Annotated in this window: 16 protein-coding genes; 8 read left to right on the forward strand and 8 right to left on the reverse strand. The window is 72.8% G+C overall.

Features of this window, described 5'->3' with window-relative positions; genetic code table 11:
* Positions 1-2: 2 nt before the first annotated feature.
* Positions 3-485, reverse strand: coding sequence for a hypothetical protein (locus DT019_RS05205; RefSeq protein ID WP_147267277.1), 483 nt, complete (start codon positions 483-485; stop codon positions 3-5).
* Positions 486-784: 299 nt separating this feature from the next.
* Here DT019_RS05205 and DT019_RS05210 point away from each other — a divergent pair, with 299 nt between their 5' ends.
* Both DT019_RS05210 and DT019_RS05215 read left to right on the forward strand, forming a co-directional pair.
* Positions 785-1,621: a helix-turn-helix domain-containing protein gene (locus tag DT019_RS05210; RefSeq protein ID WP_114035446.1), complete on the forward strand. Its 837-nt coding sequence runs from the start codon at positions 785-787 to the stop codon at positions 1,619-1,621.
* The gene (locus DT019_RS05215; protein ID WP_114035447.1) at positions 1,618-1,824 is read left to right on the forward strand and encodes a DUF397 domain-containing protein; all 207 of its coding nucleotides are present in this window, start codon (positions 1,618-1,620) and stop codon (positions 1,822-1,824) included. The genes DT019_RS05210 and DT019_RS05215 overlap by 4 nt, the downstream gene beginning before the upstream one ends.
* Positions 1,825-1,888: 64 nt before the next feature.
* Here the strand turns inward: DT019_RS05215 and DT019_RS05220 are convergent, their stop codons facing one another.
* From DT019_RS05220 to DT019_RS05240, 5 genes are all read right to left on the reverse strand, one after another.
* A complete protein-coding gene (locus DT019_RS05220) occupies positions 1,889-3,256 on the reverse strand; it encodes a carboxyl transferase domain-containing protein (RefSeq protein ID WP_223279310.1) in 1,368 nt (455 codons plus the stop codon).
* Entirely contained in the window at positions 3,249-4,661 is a 1,413-nt protein-coding gene (locus DT019_RS05225) for an acyl-CoA synthetase (protein WP_114035448.1), read from the reverse strand. Before DT019_RS05225 ends, DT019_RS05220 begins: the two co-directional genes overlap by 8 nt.
* Positions 4,662-4,882: 221 nt before the next feature.
* Complete coding sequence (locus DT019_RS05230) at positions 4,883-6,460, reverse strand: GAF domain-containing protein (protein ID WP_114035449.1); 1,578 nt, start codon at positions 6,458-6,460, stop codon at positions 4,883-4,885.
* 57 nt (positions 6,461-6,517) lie between these two features.
* Entirely contained in the window at positions 6,518-7,555 is a 1,038-nt protein-coding gene (locus tag DT019_RS05235) for a rod shape-determining protein (protein WP_114035450.1), read from the reverse strand.
* A 381-nt stretch (positions 7,556-7,936) separates the two neighbouring features.
* Complete coding sequence (locus tag DT019_RS05240; protein ID WP_114036013.1) at positions 7,937-8,503, reverse strand: hypothetical protein; 567 nt, start codon at positions 8,501-8,503, stop codon at positions 7,937-7,939.
* A gap of 147 nt (positions 8,504-8,650) precedes the next feature.
* On the opposite strand from DT019_RS05240, the gene DT019_RS05245 reads away from it, so the two are divergent.
* Positions 8,651-9,340, forward strand: a complete 690-nt coding sequence (locus tag DT019_RS05245; protein ID WP_147267278.1) for a hypothetical protein — start codon at positions 8,651-8,653, stop codon at positions 9,338-9,340.
* Positions 9,341-9,370: 30 nt separating this feature from the next.
* On the opposite strand, the gene DT019_RS05250 is transcribed toward DT019_RS05245, so the two are convergent.
* Entirely contained in the window at positions 9,371-9,790 is a 420-nt protein-coding gene (locus tag DT019_RS05250; protein WP_114035452.1) for a MarR family winged helix-turn-helix transcriptional regulator, read from the reverse strand.
* A gap of 174 nt (positions 9,791-9,964) precedes the next feature.
* Between DT019_RS05250 and DT019_RS05255 the strand changes: the two genes are divergently transcribed.
* The 3 genes from DT019_RS05255 to pip all read left to right on the forward strand — a co-directional run bounded on the left by DT019_RS05255 (position 9,965) and on the right by pip (position 12,614).
* Positions 9,965-10,993 carry an NADP-dependent oxidoreductase gene (locus tag DT019_RS05255; protein WP_114035453.1) on the forward strand — a complete coding sequence of 343 codons (1,029 nt, stop codon included), beginning with the start codon at positions 9,965-9,967 and terminating at the stop codon, positions 10,991-10,993.
* A gap of 155 nt (positions 10,994-11,148) precedes the next feature.
* Positions 11,149-11,574, forward strand: a complete 426-nt coding sequence (locus DT019_RS05260; protein ID WP_114035454.1) for an organic hydroperoxide resistance protein — start codon at positions 11,149-11,151, stop codon at positions 11,572-11,574.
* Positions 11,575-11,633: 59 nt separating this feature from the next.
* A complete protein-coding gene (gene pip / locus DT019_RS05265; RefSeq protein WP_114036014.1) occupies positions 11,634-12,614 on the forward strand; it encodes a prolyl aminopeptidase in 981 nt (326 codons plus the stop codon).
* Here pip and DT019_RS05270 read toward each other — a convergent pair.
* Entirely contained in the window at positions 12,590-13,759 is a 1,170-nt protein-coding gene (locus DT019_RS05270; protein WP_114035455.1) for a serine hydrolase domain-containing protein, read from the reverse strand. The genes pip and DT019_RS05270 overlap by 25 nt on opposite strands.
* A gap of 129 nt (positions 13,760-13,888) precedes the next feature.
* Between DT019_RS05270 and DT019_RS05275 the strand changes: the two genes are divergently transcribed.
* Both DT019_RS05275 and DT019_RS05280 read left to right on the forward strand, forming a co-directional pair.
* Positions 13,889-14,719 (forward strand): EI24 domain-containing protein, encoded by an 831-nt coding sequence (locus DT019_RS05275; RefSeq protein WP_114035456.1) that lies wholly within the window; start codon positions 13,889-13,891, stop codon positions 14,717-14,719.
* Positions 14,720-14,776: 57 nt separating this feature from the next.
* A complete protein-coding gene (locus tag DT019_RS05280) occupies positions 14,777-15,115 on the forward strand; it encodes a YrdB family protein (RefSeq protein ID WP_114035457.1) in 339 nt (112 codons plus the stop codon).
* Positions 15,116-15,179: the final 64 nt, after the last annotated feature.

Below are 15,179 nucleotides of genomic sequence, written 5' to 3' on the forward strand. Positions count from 1 at the left end.
GCCTAGTCGGCCTTCGGCGGGTTGGGCACGCTCGGACCGCCATCAGGGGTGGGCGGCTGATGCGGTCCGGGGTAGGGGTCGCCCGGAAGTTTGTCGCCGCCGTGGGCCAGTGTGCTGCTCATGGGTGCTCTCCTTTGCCATTCCACAGTCGTACCCGTTCCGTTCGTACGAAGCGGGCTCCAGCCGCCCCCCGTCCCTATGGACGAGAGCGGATGTCGGGGGACGTCCACCAGGCACGCGGCGTCTTCGGGCCAGAGGTGGCCGCCCGTGTGGCGCGCGTACAGCAGGCAGATGTTCTGGGCGTCATTGCGCCCCGTGCACGGCTCTCTGACCTGGACGCGGGTTTCCGCCGGGTGCCAGAACACCCACACCGCGCGGCCGCTCCTGTCCTCGATGAACAGCACGTGCGCCGCGTGCTCACCCTCCTCGTGCCGCTCCAACTCGCAGTGCTGGAACTCCAGCACGTCGTGAGTGGCGGCTCCCATGCCGACAAGCTCCACGGCGGCGGATGCGAGCTGTGCGGAGAGAAACAAGGGGGCGCGGCACAGGCTCATCGGGGTGTCCTCGGGCTCGCCGGAGCGGTGGCCCCTGCCCGCAACTCCCTTGGTGCACAGGCAAGTCGGCACACGTGACGGGGCGTCGCCGACGTGCTCCCGAGAGGCCTATCCTCACCAGTCACGGCCACTCCTCTCCGTAGTTCGTTCGCTACTGAGGGTTTCAGCGTGGCCCACGCGTGGGGACCATTCAACTTGTTGAAAGAGAACGAAAGGTCGGTGAACCGCCCTTGAACCGCAAGGAATTGAGGCCGGATGCCTCGCCACAGGCAGCGTATGGGGCGCGTCTGCGCAGCTTGCGGGAGGCGCGCGACTGGACGCAGGACGAGCTCGGTGAGCGCATGGATTACTCCAGCGTGCACATCTCGGCGGTGGAAACTGGTCGGAAGCCTCCGACTCTCCGGTTTTCGCGTAGCGCGGACCGGGCGTTCGGCCTTGAGGGCTCCGCGGACGCGTTCGAGCGCGAGTACCGGCAGGTGCGTCAAGGCTCCCTGCTGGAGGGGTTCCCGGAGTACGTCAAGTACGAGGCTCGGGCCGTCGAGCTTCGGCTGTACAACATCGGGATCATTCCTGGCCTGTTGCAGACGCCGGAGTACGCGCGGGTACTGGCCGACAGCGCCGTCCGTCGCGGTGCCATCACGCCTGAACAGGCGGACGATCGCGTCGCGTTCCTCGCGGAGCGTCAAGCCGTCTTGCTGCGGCCCCGCCCTCCCATGGTCTTCGTGGCCATGGACGAAAGCTGTATCCGTCGTCCCGTCGGTGGCGCATCCGTCATGGATGCCCAGCTGGCTCGTCTGGTCGAGTTCGCCGAGCTGCCCAACACCCTGCTCCAGGTGGTGCCGTACGACATCGGCGAGCGTCGCACGTTTGACCTGCCCGTCAACCTCCTCACCCTGGCGGACCGCTCCGTGGTCTGCTACGCGGAGTCCCAGGCCCAGGGCAATCTCGACCGCGAGAGTGCATCGGTGGAGCCCATGTTGACGGCCTACCATCAACTACAGGCCGAATCGCTGTCGCAGGCGGCATCGGTGGCCATGATCGAGCAGGTACGAAAGGGCAAATCGTGACGACCGAATCTCCTCGCTGGTTCAAGTCTTCGTACAGCAACAACGGTGGCGACTGCATAGAGGTCGCCGCCAACCTTGTCGTCACGAGCGGTATCGTCCCCGTCCGTGACTCCAAGGTGCCGAACGGTCCGGCCCTGGCCTTCCGTGTGGACGCGTTCTCTTCCTTCGTGGGAAGCCTCAAGACCGGAGAGTTCGGCTCCTGACCGCACAAGCACCACCGGGAAGCCCCGCCACTTCGCCCCAGCTGAAGCGGCGGGGCTTCTCGCGCTACGCCCCCACCACGCCCCTTGCTACGCCCAGCTCCACCAAATCCTGCGGGCGCAGCCGGAGTTGGGACGCCGTTCGGCGCACCTCCGCCTCGCCCCGCTTCAGGATCGCCGCCGCGAGCTCGGGGGCGATCACCGAGAAGTAGCTGTCCGCCGTCACCCACGTACGGTCGGGGGACGTCAGGGCCAGGGCCCCGCCCGAGCCGCCCTCTCCGATGACCAGAGTCGTCACCGGGACGCGCGCGGAGGCCACCGCCGCGAAGGCCTCCGCGATCGCCGCTCCCTGACCGGACCGTTCCGCCGCCGCGTCGTTCGCCGCGCCCGGGGTGTCCACCAGGGTCAGGACCGGGATGCCCAGGCGGTCGGCGAGACGGATGAGGCGGGCCGCGGTGCGGTAGCCCGCCGGGCGGGTCGCGGTGCCGGTCTGCGCCGCGTACGCGTAACTCACCCCCTCGTGCAGGCCGAAGCCGCACAGCATCCCCGGGTCCACACCCCCGCAGCGGTCGCCCACCAGTTCCCGGCGGTGCGAGAAGTACGCGTCCAGGTAGGCCCGTGCGCGCGGGCGTGCCGCCGAGCGGGCGCGGCGCACCGCTTCCCAGCCGTCGGCCGGGAGCGCGTGTGCCCCGAAGGGGCCCGGGACCGGGGCCGGTTCGGCGGAGCGGGGGCCGGTCAGCAGGGTGAGCCACTGCGCCAGGGTGCCCCGCAGGTCCTCGCTCGCCACGATCGCGTCGATCTGGCCCGCCGCGAGCTGCCCCTGCGCTCCGTAGGCGGCCGGGTCCGCGTCCGCGGGGCGCACCCGGGAGCCCGCGAAGCCGATCTGGGCGCCCGGCAGGGCCAGGATCACATCGGCGCCCGCGCCGAGCGTGGCCCAGCCGCCGCCCGTCGTCGGGTCCCGCAGCACCGCGATCTGCGGCAGCCCCGCCTCTCGCAGCAGCGCCGACTGCCGTGCGACGCGCTGGAGTTGGGTCAGCGCCAGCATGCCCTCCTGCATGCGGCTCCCGCCCGTGGCGATCAGCGAGACCAGCGGAAGGCGCCGCTCACGCGCCGTCTCGTACGCGGCCTCAAGGCGGTCACCCGTCCTCTGACCCAGCGACCCACCGAGGAAGCCGAACTCGAAGGAGATCAGCACACACGGCCGCCCCTCCACGCTCGCCAGGCCGTGGACCACCGACTCCCGCTCGCCGGTACGCTCCGTCGCCCGGGCCCGTGAAGCCCCGTAGTCCGACCAGGCGAGGGGGCCGTCCTCGGGGAAGTCCCGGGCGGGGGACGGCAGTTCGGTGAACTCCGTGGCCGCCGTCGCGATCGCCGCCCGCGCGGACATGCGTCCGGACGGGCCGTCGGACGCGTCTCGCGGCATCCGCTCAGACATGCAGGGCTCGCTTCATGATCTTGCCCATGTCGTTGCGGGGCAGTTCGGGCAGGTAGTGCACCACGCGCGGACGCTTGTGCGGGGAGAGCTGGGAAGCCACGTGCTGGATCAAGTCGGCCTCGGCAGGCGGTGATTGACGGTCCGCCGGCACCACCCACGCCACGATCCGTTCGCCGAGGTCCGGGTCCGGCTCGCCCGTCACGGCGGCCTCGCGGACTCCCGGGTGGTCGAGCAGCGCGTTCTCGATCTCGCCCGCGCCGATCTTGTAGCCACCGCTCTTGATGAGGTCGGTGGCCTTGCGGCCGACGATCCTTACCTGGCCGTCCTCGTCCACGCTCGCCAGGTCGCCGGTGCGGAACCAGCCGTCCTCGGTGAACGCGGCGGCCGTCGCGTCCGGCCGGTTCAGATAGCCGCTGAACAGGTTCGGGCCGCGCACCTGGATCTCTCCGATGCCGTCGGACTCGTCGGCGAGGCGCAGGTCGACGCCGGGCAGCGGTCCGCCGACCGTGCCCGGGCGCGCCTCGCCGTCCGCCGTGGCCGCGCACAGCATCAGCGTCTCGGTCATGCCGTACCGTTCGATCACCGCCCGGCCGGTCGCCCGCGCGATGCGGCGGTGGTCGGGCGCGGTCAGCGCCGCGGAGCCGGACACCAGCAGCCGCGCACCCGCCAGCGCCCGCGCCAACTCCCGGTCCTCGTCGACCGCTTCGGCGAGGCGGTGGTACATCGTCGGCACCCCGAACAGCATCGTCGCGCCCGCCGACAGCTCCCGCGTCACCCCCTCCACCGAGAACCGCCCGAGGTGGCGCACGGAGCCGCCGCGGCGCAGCGGGCCGAGGACGCCCAGGATCAGACCGTGGACGTGGAACAGCGGAAGTCCGTGCACCAGGACGTCGTCGGCCGTCCAGCCCCAGGCGCCCTGGAGCGCGTCGAGCGTCGCCGCGATCGCCCGGCGCGGCAGCACGGCCCCCTTCGGCGGGCCGGTCGTCCCGGAGGTGTACACGATCAGCGCGGGCGTCTCGTCGGCGGGCTCGGCAGGCAGCTCCGTCACCGTCCCGGCCAGCGGTACGTCGATGCGCGTCAACCCGCCCAGCAGGGGCGGCAGTTGGTCCCCTGGGGAGGCCAGCACCACCGTCGGCTCGCTGTCCCGGACGATGTGGGCCAGCTCGCGTTCGCCGGTCTTCGGGTTCAGCGGCACCACGGGCACCCCGGCGACGAGGGCCGCCACCACGCCGACCACCGTCCGCGGGGTCGGCGTCGCCCAGACCGCGACCCGCCCGGCGCCCGCGAGCCGTCCGGCCAGGGAGCCTGCCGCACCCGCCAGCTCGGCGTGGGTCAGGGACAGATCGCCGAAGCGGATCGCCTCCCGGGGCTCGGCGGCGTACAGGGAGGGGAAGAGAGGGGACACGTACGGGACTCCTCGGAGATCGACGGCGCGGGCGGGCCCGAACCGTGCCGGGCCCAGATCGTCGACCCTACGCGGCGCCGTCCGGACGCATGATCCGCATCCTGCCGTACGCCTCCCCGCGTTCCGCTGGAGCGGCCTGCGGCGGGGGAGCGGCCGTGGTCCGGCTCACCTCTTTCCGCTCTTTCCGCTCTTTCCGCCGACGCGGCACCGAGGTGCCGGGGCTACTGGAGCGGGGCCTGCCAGGTCAGGGTCGTGCCGCGGATGCCGTCGTCGCGCATGCCGTTGTCGACGACGGTGAGGCGCACCGCGGCCCGCCCGTCGGGGAGTTCGGCGCCCGCGTCCACGACCACGCGTACCGAGGACACTCCGGCCCGGCGGTGCGCGGCGGCCAGCGCGCCGCGCAGAGCCGCGATCAGCTGGGTGTCCACCGGCTCGCCGACCAGGGCGTCGACCGGGCCCTCGAACCGTACGGAGGGCCGGAAGCCGAGCAGGGCGCCCGCGCCCGCCGTCTCGCGCAGGACCCGGCCGCGCAGGGTGGTCGGGGCGTCGGCGGGCGGCTGCTGGAGGGCGAAGATCGCGGTGCGTACCTCCTGGATGGTGGAGTCGAGCTCGTCGACGGCCCGGGTGAGCAGCTCGTCGGTGTCGTCGGCGGCGGCCTTCTCGGCCCGGCGCCGGGTGGACTCCAGCATCATCTCGGTGGCGAAGAGCCGCTGCACGACCAGGTCGTGGAGGTCACGGGCGATCCGGTCGCGGTCCTCGTACACGGCGAGCTGTTCGCGGTTGTGCTGGGCGTCGGCCAGGACGAGCGCGAGGGCCGCCTGCGAGGCGAACTGGGCGGCGAGCAGCCGGTCCACCGCCGTGTACGGCCGGTCGCCGCGCCTGCGGGGCAGCGCCAGCGTGCCGATGAGCTTGCCTCCGCTCTGCAGCGGCAGCATCATGCTTGGCCCGAACCGGGTGCGTACATGGGTGGTCATCCGGGGGTCGGTCGCCGAGTCCTCCAGGAACACCGGCTCCCCGCCCAGGAGTTGGACCAGGACCGGCGAGCCTGGCTCGATCGTGGTGCCGATGATGTCGTCGGGGTCGTCCGGCGCGGACGCGGCGACGATCTCCATGCCGCCCGCCGGGGTGGGCTGGAGCACCACCCCGGCCGCCGCGTCCGCGAGCAGCCGGGCCCGCTCGGCCACCGTCATCAGGGCGTCCGCCGCCGTCTCGCCGGTCAGCAGCGAGGTCGTGACGGCCGCCGCGCCCTCGATCCAGCGCTCCCGCAGCCGCACGGTCTCGTAGAGCCGGGCGTTGCCGATGGCGATGCCGGCCTGCGCGGCCAGGACCCGCAGCAGCGCCAGGTCCTCCTCGGTGAAGGGGCCGCCGCGCTTCTCGGTGAGGTAGAGGTTGCCGAACACCTGGTTGTGGACGCGGATCGGGACGCCCAGGAAGGACCGCATCGGCGGGTGGCCGGGCGGCAGTTCCGTCGAGCGGGGATCGGTGCTGCGGTCGTCCAGGCGCAGCGGGCGCGGGTCCTCGACGAGGGCGCCGAGCAGACCGGTGCGGCCGTCGGGCAGCGGGCCGATGCGTTCGCGTTCGGCGTCGGTGAGCCCGGTGGTGTACAGCTCGGTGAGCCGGCCGCGCTCGGGGTCGACCACCCCGAGCGCCCCGTACCGGGCATCGGCGAGCTCGGTCGCCGTGTCCACGATGTGCTGGAGCGTGGTGCGCAGTTCGAGGTCGGTACCGACGCCGAGCACCGCCTCCAGGAGCATCGGCAGCCGGGGCGCCGCGCTGTCCGGATTCTCCGCTTCACTCATCCTTCGAGGATCTCCCACCGTGGCCGACCGCCCCGGCAGGGGCGACTGTCGCGCCGCTCACTCGGCCAGCGGGTCGAGCACCATCGGGTGGATCTGGCCCTCCAGCATCGCGCCGAGGCCGAGGATCGCGCACACGTCGGGCCGTTCCGCGATGTGCACCGGCATGCCCGTGGAGTCGCGCAGCATCTGGTCGAGACCGGGCAGCAGCGCGCTGCCGCCGACCATCATGATGCCGCGCTCGGCCAGGTCGGCGACCAGGTCGGGCGGGCACTCCCGGAGCACCTTGCCGATGCCGTCGAGCACCGCGGTGAGCGGGGTGTGGATGGCGTCGCGTACGGCGGCCGTGTCGACCAGGACCGAGCGGGCGAGGCCGGTGGCGACGTCGCGGCCGTGGATCTCGGTGGACGCGGGGCCCTGCGGGGTGAGGCCGTTGCCCCTCAGGGCGAGTTGCAGGGGGCGCACGGACTGGCTGGGCAGCATCAGTTCGTGCTGGTGGCGCAGGTGCTGGATGACCGCGTGGTCGATGGCCTCGCCGCCGACCGGGATGCGGACGGCCGTCACGATGGCGCCGAGCGAGAGCACCGCGATCTGCGTGGTGGCGGCCCCGCACACCATGATCATGGTGGCGGTGGGCTGCTCCACCGGGAGCCCGCAGCCCACGGCGGCCGCGATCAGGGTGTCGACGAGCTCGACCCGGCGGGCGCCGAGGCCCACCAGGGTCTCCATCGCGGCGCGCTGGGCGAGCGGGTCGCTGTCGTGCGGGGTGCAGGCGGCGGCGCGCAGCCGCGGCTTGCGGCGCAACTGCCGGCGCAGCTTCTCGCCCAGCAGATGGCGCAGCATGCGCTGGGCCATCTCGATGTCGACGACGGTGCCGCCGGACACCGGGCGGGCCACCCGGATGTAGTCGGGCGTGCGGCCCGTCATCTGTTCGGCGAAGGCGCCGACGGCGATGAGCGCGCCGGTACGGGTGTTGACGGCGGCCACGCTCGGCTCGTCGACGACGAGCCCGGCTCCCTTGACGTAGACCCGTGTTCTCGCGGCCCCGAGGTCGACGGCTACATGGCAACGGCGCAACTGCTCAAGACTGACGGTCACGGCAGATCCTCCCGAGAGCGGTACTTAGTTCGCATCTTGCGACCGCGCGGGGGCCCGCGCGCGCTGGGATGCGCCGGTCGGGGAGCGACGACCTGACGGTCGGCCAGAAAGGGGACGCCCCGCAGGTCGACCCCGTCTCGCAGGCCTTGGCCGACAGCCGTCCAGGGTGCCGCCTGCCGGACCGTCAGTTGGTCGGGGTGTGGTGTCGGGGTGCGCGGGGCTCGGGCGACGGGGATGTGCGTGTGCGGGAGGGTGGTGTCGGGGTGGCCGGGCCTCGGTCGGTCGGGATGCTCGTGACCGAGGGAACGGGAAGGGCGAGCCGGGGCAGCCGGGCGGGATGGGCGCGCGGGCGGCGGTGGGGCGAGCCGGGGGCGCCGGGGTTCAGGGCAGCAGGCGCTGGAGCAGGCCCCAGGTGAACTCCGCGACGCGGGTCCCGCCGCCGGGCAGGGTGATCGCGAGCTGCCAGCGCGTCGGCGCCGAGCCCTCCATCGGGCGGGCCGGGGCGAAGGCCCGGGCCACCTCGTCCACCGTGCACGACCAGGGCCGCAGGTCCTCCTCCGCGTGCAGTTCGGGGCCCGGTGTGCCGGGGGCCCTGACCAGCCATTCGTTCCACACCGCGCCGCCGGGCCCGGACAGCACCTCGAAGCGCAGATGCGGCCAGAGCGGCACCGGCCACAGCCGCGCCTCGCAGTCCAGATCCCCGATCCGGCGGGGCACCACCGCTTCGGGCTCCCCGAGCACCGACCGGTAGCGCGACAGCGCGCCGCGGGAGCGGGACGACCGGGTCATCGCCTGCCAGCGCTTGTTGGCCTCGCGCATGTCCGCCACCGAGGCGCCCAGCTGGTGCCGCGCGTCCTCGACGAGGCCCGGCTGGTGGTCGGCCATCCGCCGCAGCAGCACCAGTTGGAAGTCCAGCGGGCCCAGCGGGCGCGTCACGGTTTCCGTCATGACGTCCATCCTGCCCGGCCGCACTGACAACGCCCCGGTCCATGGCGATTCGTCACGCGGCCACGCCCTGGAACCGGCTCTTCCGCACAAGATCCACACATCTCCGGCCCCTTTTGTTGCCCGGCCGCCGCATAGCCTCCCTGGGCCATGGATTACTGCCACTCCTGCCGACGGCACCTCAACGGCGCACTGGCCTGCGCCGGTTGCGGGACACCCGCCGAGGAGCTCGCGCCCGCGCCCGAGGACGAGCTCCTGGTGTACGCCGGTGCCCCGCGCGGCGTCGCGGAGGTGCTGGGGCCGTCCGGTCACCGCCGCGCCCGCGGGGGGCGGCGTGGGCGGCGCAAGCGCGGGAAGGCGATCCTCTTCGGCTCGGCGGGTCTTGTCCTGGTGGCCGGGGCGTTCGGGTTCGTGCAGCTGGCCCTGGAGGCGCCGGTCGACGACCGGGCCTCCACCGTGCACGAGGACCAGACGATCTCCGATCCCCAGCCGCTGCCGTCGGGCAGCGAGGCCGCCGTGCCCGTCAGACCGACGGTCAAGCCGGTGTCCTCGCGCGGGCACGGTCGGGGACCGGGCCCGGCGACCGGGGAGCCGGGCCGCGGCACGGGCGAGGCCGAGCCGCACAGGAGCGGCGGCCCCTCGCCCAGGGTCTCCACCCCGGACACGCCCGACCCGGGCCCCTCCTCGTCCCGGCCCGCGACCACTCCCACGCCCGGGGCGCCCGGTTCGCCCCCGCAGGGCGGGCCCGGCGCTCCGGGCGGAACCGCGCCGTCGGCGCCGCCTTCCTCGCCCCCCGCGCCGCCCAAGACCTGCAAGCCCTTCCTCTTCTGGTGCATCTGACCCGCGGGCACGGGCGCACCAGGACGGCTGTCAGCCCAGCATGCGGCGGAGCAGGTCCCGCAGCACGGTGCGCTCCTCGGTCGTGAGCTCGGCCAGGGGCTCCCGGGCGAAGTTCAGGGAGTCGCGCAGATGGGTGGCGGTCGCGAGGCCCTCGGGGGTGGGGGCGGCCAGTTTGACGCGGCGGTCGTCCGGGTCCGGGCGGCGTTCCACCAGGCCCCGGACTTCGAGGCGGTCGACGATGCCCGTGATGTTCGAGGGTTCGCACTTCAGCTTCTGGGCGATCTGCCGCATCGGCATCGGTTCCAGGGCGAGCAGCCCGAGGACGCGGGCCTGCGCGCCGGTGAGGGCGTGCTCGGCCGCGGCCCGGTCGTACTCCTCGTAGTAGCGGCCGACGACCGTGCCGATCAGCTCGACGACTTCGAGGCTCAGGGGATCCATGCGGGAGGGCATGCCCCCAGCCTACCGAGTTACTTGACAATCTCAAATATCCAGGCGCATTGTTCTTTCAGTACCTGAAGTATTCGGCACTCGGCCCATCGGTGTACCGGTGCGGCGACGGCGTGCCGATACGTACTGACGTACCCGACGTACCGATCAGCATTGCTCGCAGGAGGACGCACCCCCATGGCCACCTCGTCCGCACTCCCCGCCACCAGCCGTGAATGGCACCTCGTCGCCCGCCCGAACGGCTGGCCCGTGCCGTCCGACTTCGCACTCCGGGAGGTCCCCGTCACCGAGCCCGCGGCGGGCCGCATCCTGGTGCGCAACCTCTTCATGTCGGTCGACCCGTACATGCGCGGCCGCATGAACGACGTCAAGTCGTACATCCCGCCGTTCCAGCTGGAGCGGCCGATGGACGGCGGCGCGGTCGGCGAGGTCATCGCCTCGAACGACGAGCGGTTCGCCGTCGGCGACCACGTCCTGCACGGCCTGGGCTGGCGCGAGTACGCCGACCTCGACGCCCAGCAGGCCACCAAGGTCGACGGGCGGATCGCCCCGCTCTCCGCCTACCTCGGCGTGCTGGGCATGACGGGCCTGACCGCGTACGCCGGTCTCCTGGAGGTCGCCTCCTTCAAGGAGGGCGACGCGGTGTTCGTCTCCGGCGCGGCCGGAGCGGTGGGCAGCCAGGTCGGCCAGATCGCCCGGCTCAAGGGCGCCTCGCGGGTCATCGGCTCGGCGGGCTCCGACGAGAAGGTCAAGTGGCTCGTGGACGAGCTCGGCTTCGACGCGGCCTTCAACTACAAGAAGGGCCCGGTCCTGGAGCAGCTGCGCGCGGCCGCCCCGGCCGGCATCGACGTCTACTTCGACAACGTCGGCGGCGAGCACCTCGAAGCCGCCATCTCGGCGCTCAACGTGCACGGCCGCGCCACGATCTGCGGAATGATCGCGGGCTACAACGACACCGAGCCCACCCCCGGCCCGCGCAACATGGCCATGATCATCGGCAAGCGGCTCCGGCTCCAGGGCGTGCTGGTCGGCGACCACTACGGCCTGCAGCAGCAGTTCGTCGGTGAGGTCGCGGGCTGGCTGGCCTCCGGTGAGCTCAAGTACAACGAGACCGTCGTCGACGGCATCGAGAACGGCGTCGAGGCCTTCCTCGGCATGCTGCGCGGCGAGAACACCGGAAAGATGGTCGTCTCGCTCGGCGCGTAGTCCCCGGCCGGGCACGCCCCGGGCGGCGCGGAGTGTGTGGCGGGGAGTGACCCATCGCACACTCCGCCTCACGGTTTCCGCGATCCGATAAGGTTTTTCCACATCCCGGCGGCCGTGGGCGCGAGCGGCCGCGAACCCAGGAGGAGCAGCCCAGCATGTCCATACAGAAGTCCGAGGTCCTCTACACCGCCGTCGCCACCGCCGAGAACGGCCGCGACGGCCGCGTCTCCACCGACGACGGCCGGCTGGACGTCGTCGTCAACCCGCCGAAGGAGATGGGCGGCAGCGGCGCGGGCACCAACCCCGAGCAGCTCTTCGCCGCCGGCTACAGCGCCTGCTTCCAGGGCGCCCTCGGCGTCGTCGCCCGCAGCGAGAAGGCCGACATCTCCGGCTCGACCGTCACCGCGCACGTCGGCATCGGCAAGAACGACGACGGCTTCGGCATCCACGTCGAGATCACCGCGTCCATCCCGAACGTGGACCGCGCCACGGCTCAGGACCTCATCGAGAAGGCCCACCAGGTCTGCCCGTACTCCAAGGCGACCCGCGGCAACATCACGGTGAACCTCGCGGTCGCGTAACCGGTGCCCCGCGAAGGACCGCGCCCCGACGGGCGCGGTCCTTTGTCATGCTGGCCCGCATGACCTTTCCCGAGACGGCCCCGTACGACCACGGCATGCTCGACACCGGAGACGGACAGCGCGTCCACTGGGAAGTCTGCGGAAATCCGCGGGGAAAGCCCGCGGTCGTGGTGCACGGCGGACCCGGTTCCGGCGCCGGGCCGTCCTGGCGGCGTTTTTTCGACCCGGCCCGCTACCGCGTCGTCCTCTTCGACCAGCGCGGCTGCGGCCGCTCCACGCCGCCCGCCAGTGACGCGGCCACCAGCCTGGCCGCCAACACCACGCACCATCTCGTCGCGGACATGGAGCGGCTGCGCGAACACCTCGGCATCGCCAAGTGGCTGGTGTTCGGCGGCTCCTGGGGCGCCACGCTCGGCCTCGCGTACGCGCAGACGTACCCCGAGCGGGTCAGCGAGGCCGTCCTCTTCTCGGTCGTGACGACCGGCCGGGCCGAAGTGGAGTGGATCACCGAGGGCGTGCGGGTCCACTTCCCCGAGGCATGGGCCGACTTCCGCGCCGCCGCGCGGCCCGCCGAGGGCGAGCGGCTGGTCGACGCGTACGCCCGGCTGCTCGCCGACCCCGACCCGGCCGTGCGCGAGGAGGCGGCCCGGATGTGGTGCCGCTGGGAGGACACGCACGTACGGGCGGGGGGCACGCCGCTGGTCGAGGAGTTCGGCGCGTCGCGGTACGCCGACCCCGCCTTCCGGATGGCCTTCGCCCGCATCGTCACGCACTACTGGCGCCACGCCGCCTGGCTGGACGAGGGTCAACTGATCGAGGGCGCGGGCGAGTTGGCCGGTGTCCCCGGTGTTCTCGTCACCGGGGGACAGGACCTCAGCTCGCCGCCCGATCCCGCGCGGGCGCTCGCCGCGCGGTGGCCGGGGTGCGAACTCCAGGTCATCGACGAGGCCCGGCACGGCCTGGGCCACCCCGGCATGAGCGGGGCGGTCCAGGCCGCGCTGGACCGGTTCGCGCGTTACTGGCCGATCGCCACCTCGTAGACGGCACGCGCCAGCCGCTCGTTCTCCGGGGCGGCGCCGCCCGGGAAGGCGAACCGGCGCCGCGTGTAGCCGTAGGCCAGGCCCGAGCGCGGGTCACCGAAGGCGAGCGAGCCCGCGGCGCCGCTGTGGCCGAAGGTGTTCGCGCCCAGCCAGGGGTAGGTGAGGCCGAGCGCCTGGAACCCGAGGGCGAAGTCGCTCGGCTCGCCGAGCACCAGGTCGGGCCCGGTCGAGTGGACGAGGGTGAACTCGGCGACGGTCTCCGGCGTCAGGAGCGGGCCCCGTCCGTTGAACGCGCCGATGGCGGCCGCGTACATCCCGGCGATGCCGCGCGCGTTGCCCGCACCGCCCACCGAGGCCGGGCCCTTGGCCAGCGAGGCGGGCGAGTTGGCGAAGTCCACCAGGTCGAAGGACGGGTCGGCGCTCGTGTTGAACGCGATCGGGAGCCGGTTGTAGCGGCCGGCCGCGCCCGCCGCGAGGAGTGCCTCCTGCTCGGGCGTCGGCAGCATCGGCAGGACGTCGCGGTAGCGGGACCGCTCGGCCTCGGGCAGTCCGAGGAAGAAGTCCAGGCCGTACGGTGCCCGCACGCGCTCCTCGAAGATCTCCTGGACGGTGCGGCCGGTGGCCCGCAGCACCACTTCGCCGGTGAGCGCGCCGATCGTGAGCGCGTGGTAGCCGTGGCCCACGCCCGGCTTCCAGAACGGCCGCCTGCCCGCGAGCCGTTCGGCGATCACGCGGTCGTCGGCGAGCTCCTCGGCGGTGAACCCGTCGTCCGCGCCGATGGCGCCGGAGCGGTGCGTCAGCAGCTGACGCAGTGTCACCTCGCCCTTGCCCTGGGCGGCGAACTCGGGCCAGTAGTAAGCGACTTGGCGGTCCAGGTCGAGTACGCCGTCCTGGACGAGGAGGGCCACCACGAGGTAGGCCGCGCCCTTGGTGGTGGAGAAGACGCCGGACAGCGAGTCCCCGGCGACGTCCCCGGCCCACAGGTCCACGACCAGGCGGCCGTCCTTGTACGCGGCGAGCTGGGCCGCTGGGTCGTGCTCCTCGGCGGCGACGAACGCCGCGAACTCCTCGCGCACACGCTCGTATCCGTCGGCGACGGTGCCCTGCACGGTGATGGCCGTCGTGGTGATGGTGTTGCTCGACATCTGGCGTACTCCCCGGGTCGCTGCTGGTGACGTGCACAACCCATGGGTTAGCGCCCTCCATTCCCACAGCGTCAATCTTTCTCAAGGTGGCCGGAACCCGCTGGGTGGCGGCCGGATAGGGTCGGTGCCATGCGTGATCTCGGGGTGGGCTTCGGATATCTGGTCAAGGGACAGCGGTGGGCCGCCGGGCACGGCCGCTCGCTGGGCGTCGGGCTGCTGCCCGGTCTCGTCACGCTCGTCCTGTACGTGGGCGCGCTGGTCGGACTCGCCTGGGGCGCCGACGACTTCGTGGGCTGGGCGACCCCCTTCGCCGACGGCTGGTCCTCGCCCTGGCTCGGCCTGTTCCGCGGCTTTCTGACCGCGCTGGTCTTCGCCCTTGGCCTGTTCCTCGCCGTGATCTCCTTCACCGCCGTGACCCTGCTCGTCGGGCAGCCCTTCTACGAGAAGCTGTCCGGCGACGTGGACCGGGCCGAGAGCGGCGGCGCGGCCCCCGAGTCCGGCCTCTCGCTCGGCCGCGAACTGTGGGTCTCGGCCCGCGACTCCGTGCGCATCCTGGTCAGGGTCGCCTGCTACGGCCTCCTGCTCTTCGTCCTCGGCTTCATCCCGGTCGTCGGCCAGAGTGTGATCCCGGCGATCGGCTTCGGCGTCACCGGCTTCTTCCTCACCGAGGAGCTCACCGCGGTCGCCCTCCAGCGGCGCGGCATGGAACTGCCCTCCCGGCTCGCCCTGTTGCGCTCGCGCCGCCTGATGGCCCTGGGTTTCGGCGTGCCCCTCGCGCTCGCCTTCGTGATCCCGCTGGTCGCCGTCTTCCTGATGCCGGGCGCGGTGGCGGGCGCGACCCTGATGGTGCGGGACCTGCTGGGCGAGTCGGCCCCGGATCCCGAACCGGAGGCGGAGGACGGACCGGAGTCCGGCGCGGGGGCGGCCCCCGGCCCGGACCGCATGCCGCACACCTCTTGATCCCGGGGCCGGTCGCGGTCAGCATCGCCGCATGACCGAACGCGCCGGTGTGGCCGGATGAAGACCCTCAAGCCGCTCAACCTGCTGCTGATCTTCCTGCTCGAACTCGCCGTCCTCGCCGCCGCCTGCTCCTGGGGCTTCGCCCGGGACGCGAGGTGGCTTGTGCGCATCCTGCTCGGCGTCGGCGCCCCGGCCGCGCTCGCCGTCGTGTGGGGGCTGTGCGGGGCGCCCGACGCCCGGTACAAGACGCGCGGCGCGGTGCGGGTCCTCTTCGAGGTCGCCTGGTTCGGCAGCGGGGCGGCCGCCCTGGCCGCGGTGGGGTGGACCGGGGCGGCGCTGGTGTTCGCGGTGGTCGCCGTGGTGAGCAAGGCGCTCGCCGTCCTCTGGCGGCAGTAGCCGCCCGCGCGGGCGCGTGACCTCGGGCTTCGGGGGACCCCGACCGTGGGGGCGGTGTCCGCGA

This window comes from Streptomyces sp. SDr-06 (assembly GCF_003324565.1).
Taxonomy (GTDB): Bacteria; Actinomycetota; Actinomycetes; order Streptomycetales; family Streptomycetaceae; genus Streptomyces.

Excerpts from the sequence above, each read along its gene's own strand:
- DT019_RS05205 (WP_147267277.1), bottom strand. The coding sequence starts at position 485 with ATGGGAGCCGCCACTCACGACGTGCTGGAGTTCCAGCACTGCGAGTTG.
- DT019_RS05220 (WP_223279310.1), bottom strand. The coding sequence starts at position 3,256 with ATGTCTGAGCGGATGCCGCGAGACGCGTCCGACGGCCCGTCCGGACGC.
- DT019_RS05230 (WP_114035449.1), bottom strand. The coding sequence starts at position 6,460 with ATGAGTGAAGCGGAGAATCCGGACAGCGCGGCGCCCCGGCTGCCGATG.
- DT019_RS05240 (WP_114036013.1), bottom strand. The coding sequence starts at position 8,503 with ATGACGGAAACCGTGACGCGCCCGCTGGGCCCGCTGGACTTCCAACTG.
- DT019_RS05245 (WP_147267278.1), top strand. The coding sequence starts at position 8,651 with ATGGATTACTGCCACTCCTGCCGACGGCACCTCAACGGCGCACTGGCC.
- DT019_RS05250 (WP_114035452.1), bottom strand. The coding sequence starts at position 9,790 with ATGCCCTCCCGCATGGATCCCCTGAGCCTCGAAGTCGTCGAGCTGATC.
- DT019_RS05255 (WP_114035453.1), top strand. The coding sequence starts at position 9,965 with ATGGCCACCTCGTCCGCACTCCCCGCCACCAGCCGTGAATGGCACCTC.
- DT019_RS05260 (WP_114035454.1), top strand. The coding sequence starts at position 11,149 with ATGTCCATACAGAAGTCCGAGGTCCTCTACACCGCCGTCGCCACCGCC.
- pip (WP_114036014.1), top strand. The coding sequence starts at position 11,634 with ATGACCTTTCCCGAGACGGCCCCGTACGACCACGGCATGCTCGACACC.
- DT019_RS05270 (WP_114035455.1), bottom strand. The coding sequence starts at position 13,759 with ATGTCGAGCAACACCATCACCACGACGGCCATCACCGTGCAGGGCACC.
- DT019_RS05275 (WP_114035456.1), top strand. The coding sequence starts at position 13,889 with ATGCGTGATCTCGGGGTGGGCTTCGGATATCTGGTCAAGGGACAGCGG.
- DT019_RS05280 (WP_114035457.1), top strand. The coding sequence starts at position 14,777 with ATGAAGACCCTCAAGCCGCTCAACCTGCTGCTGATCTTCCTGCTCGAA.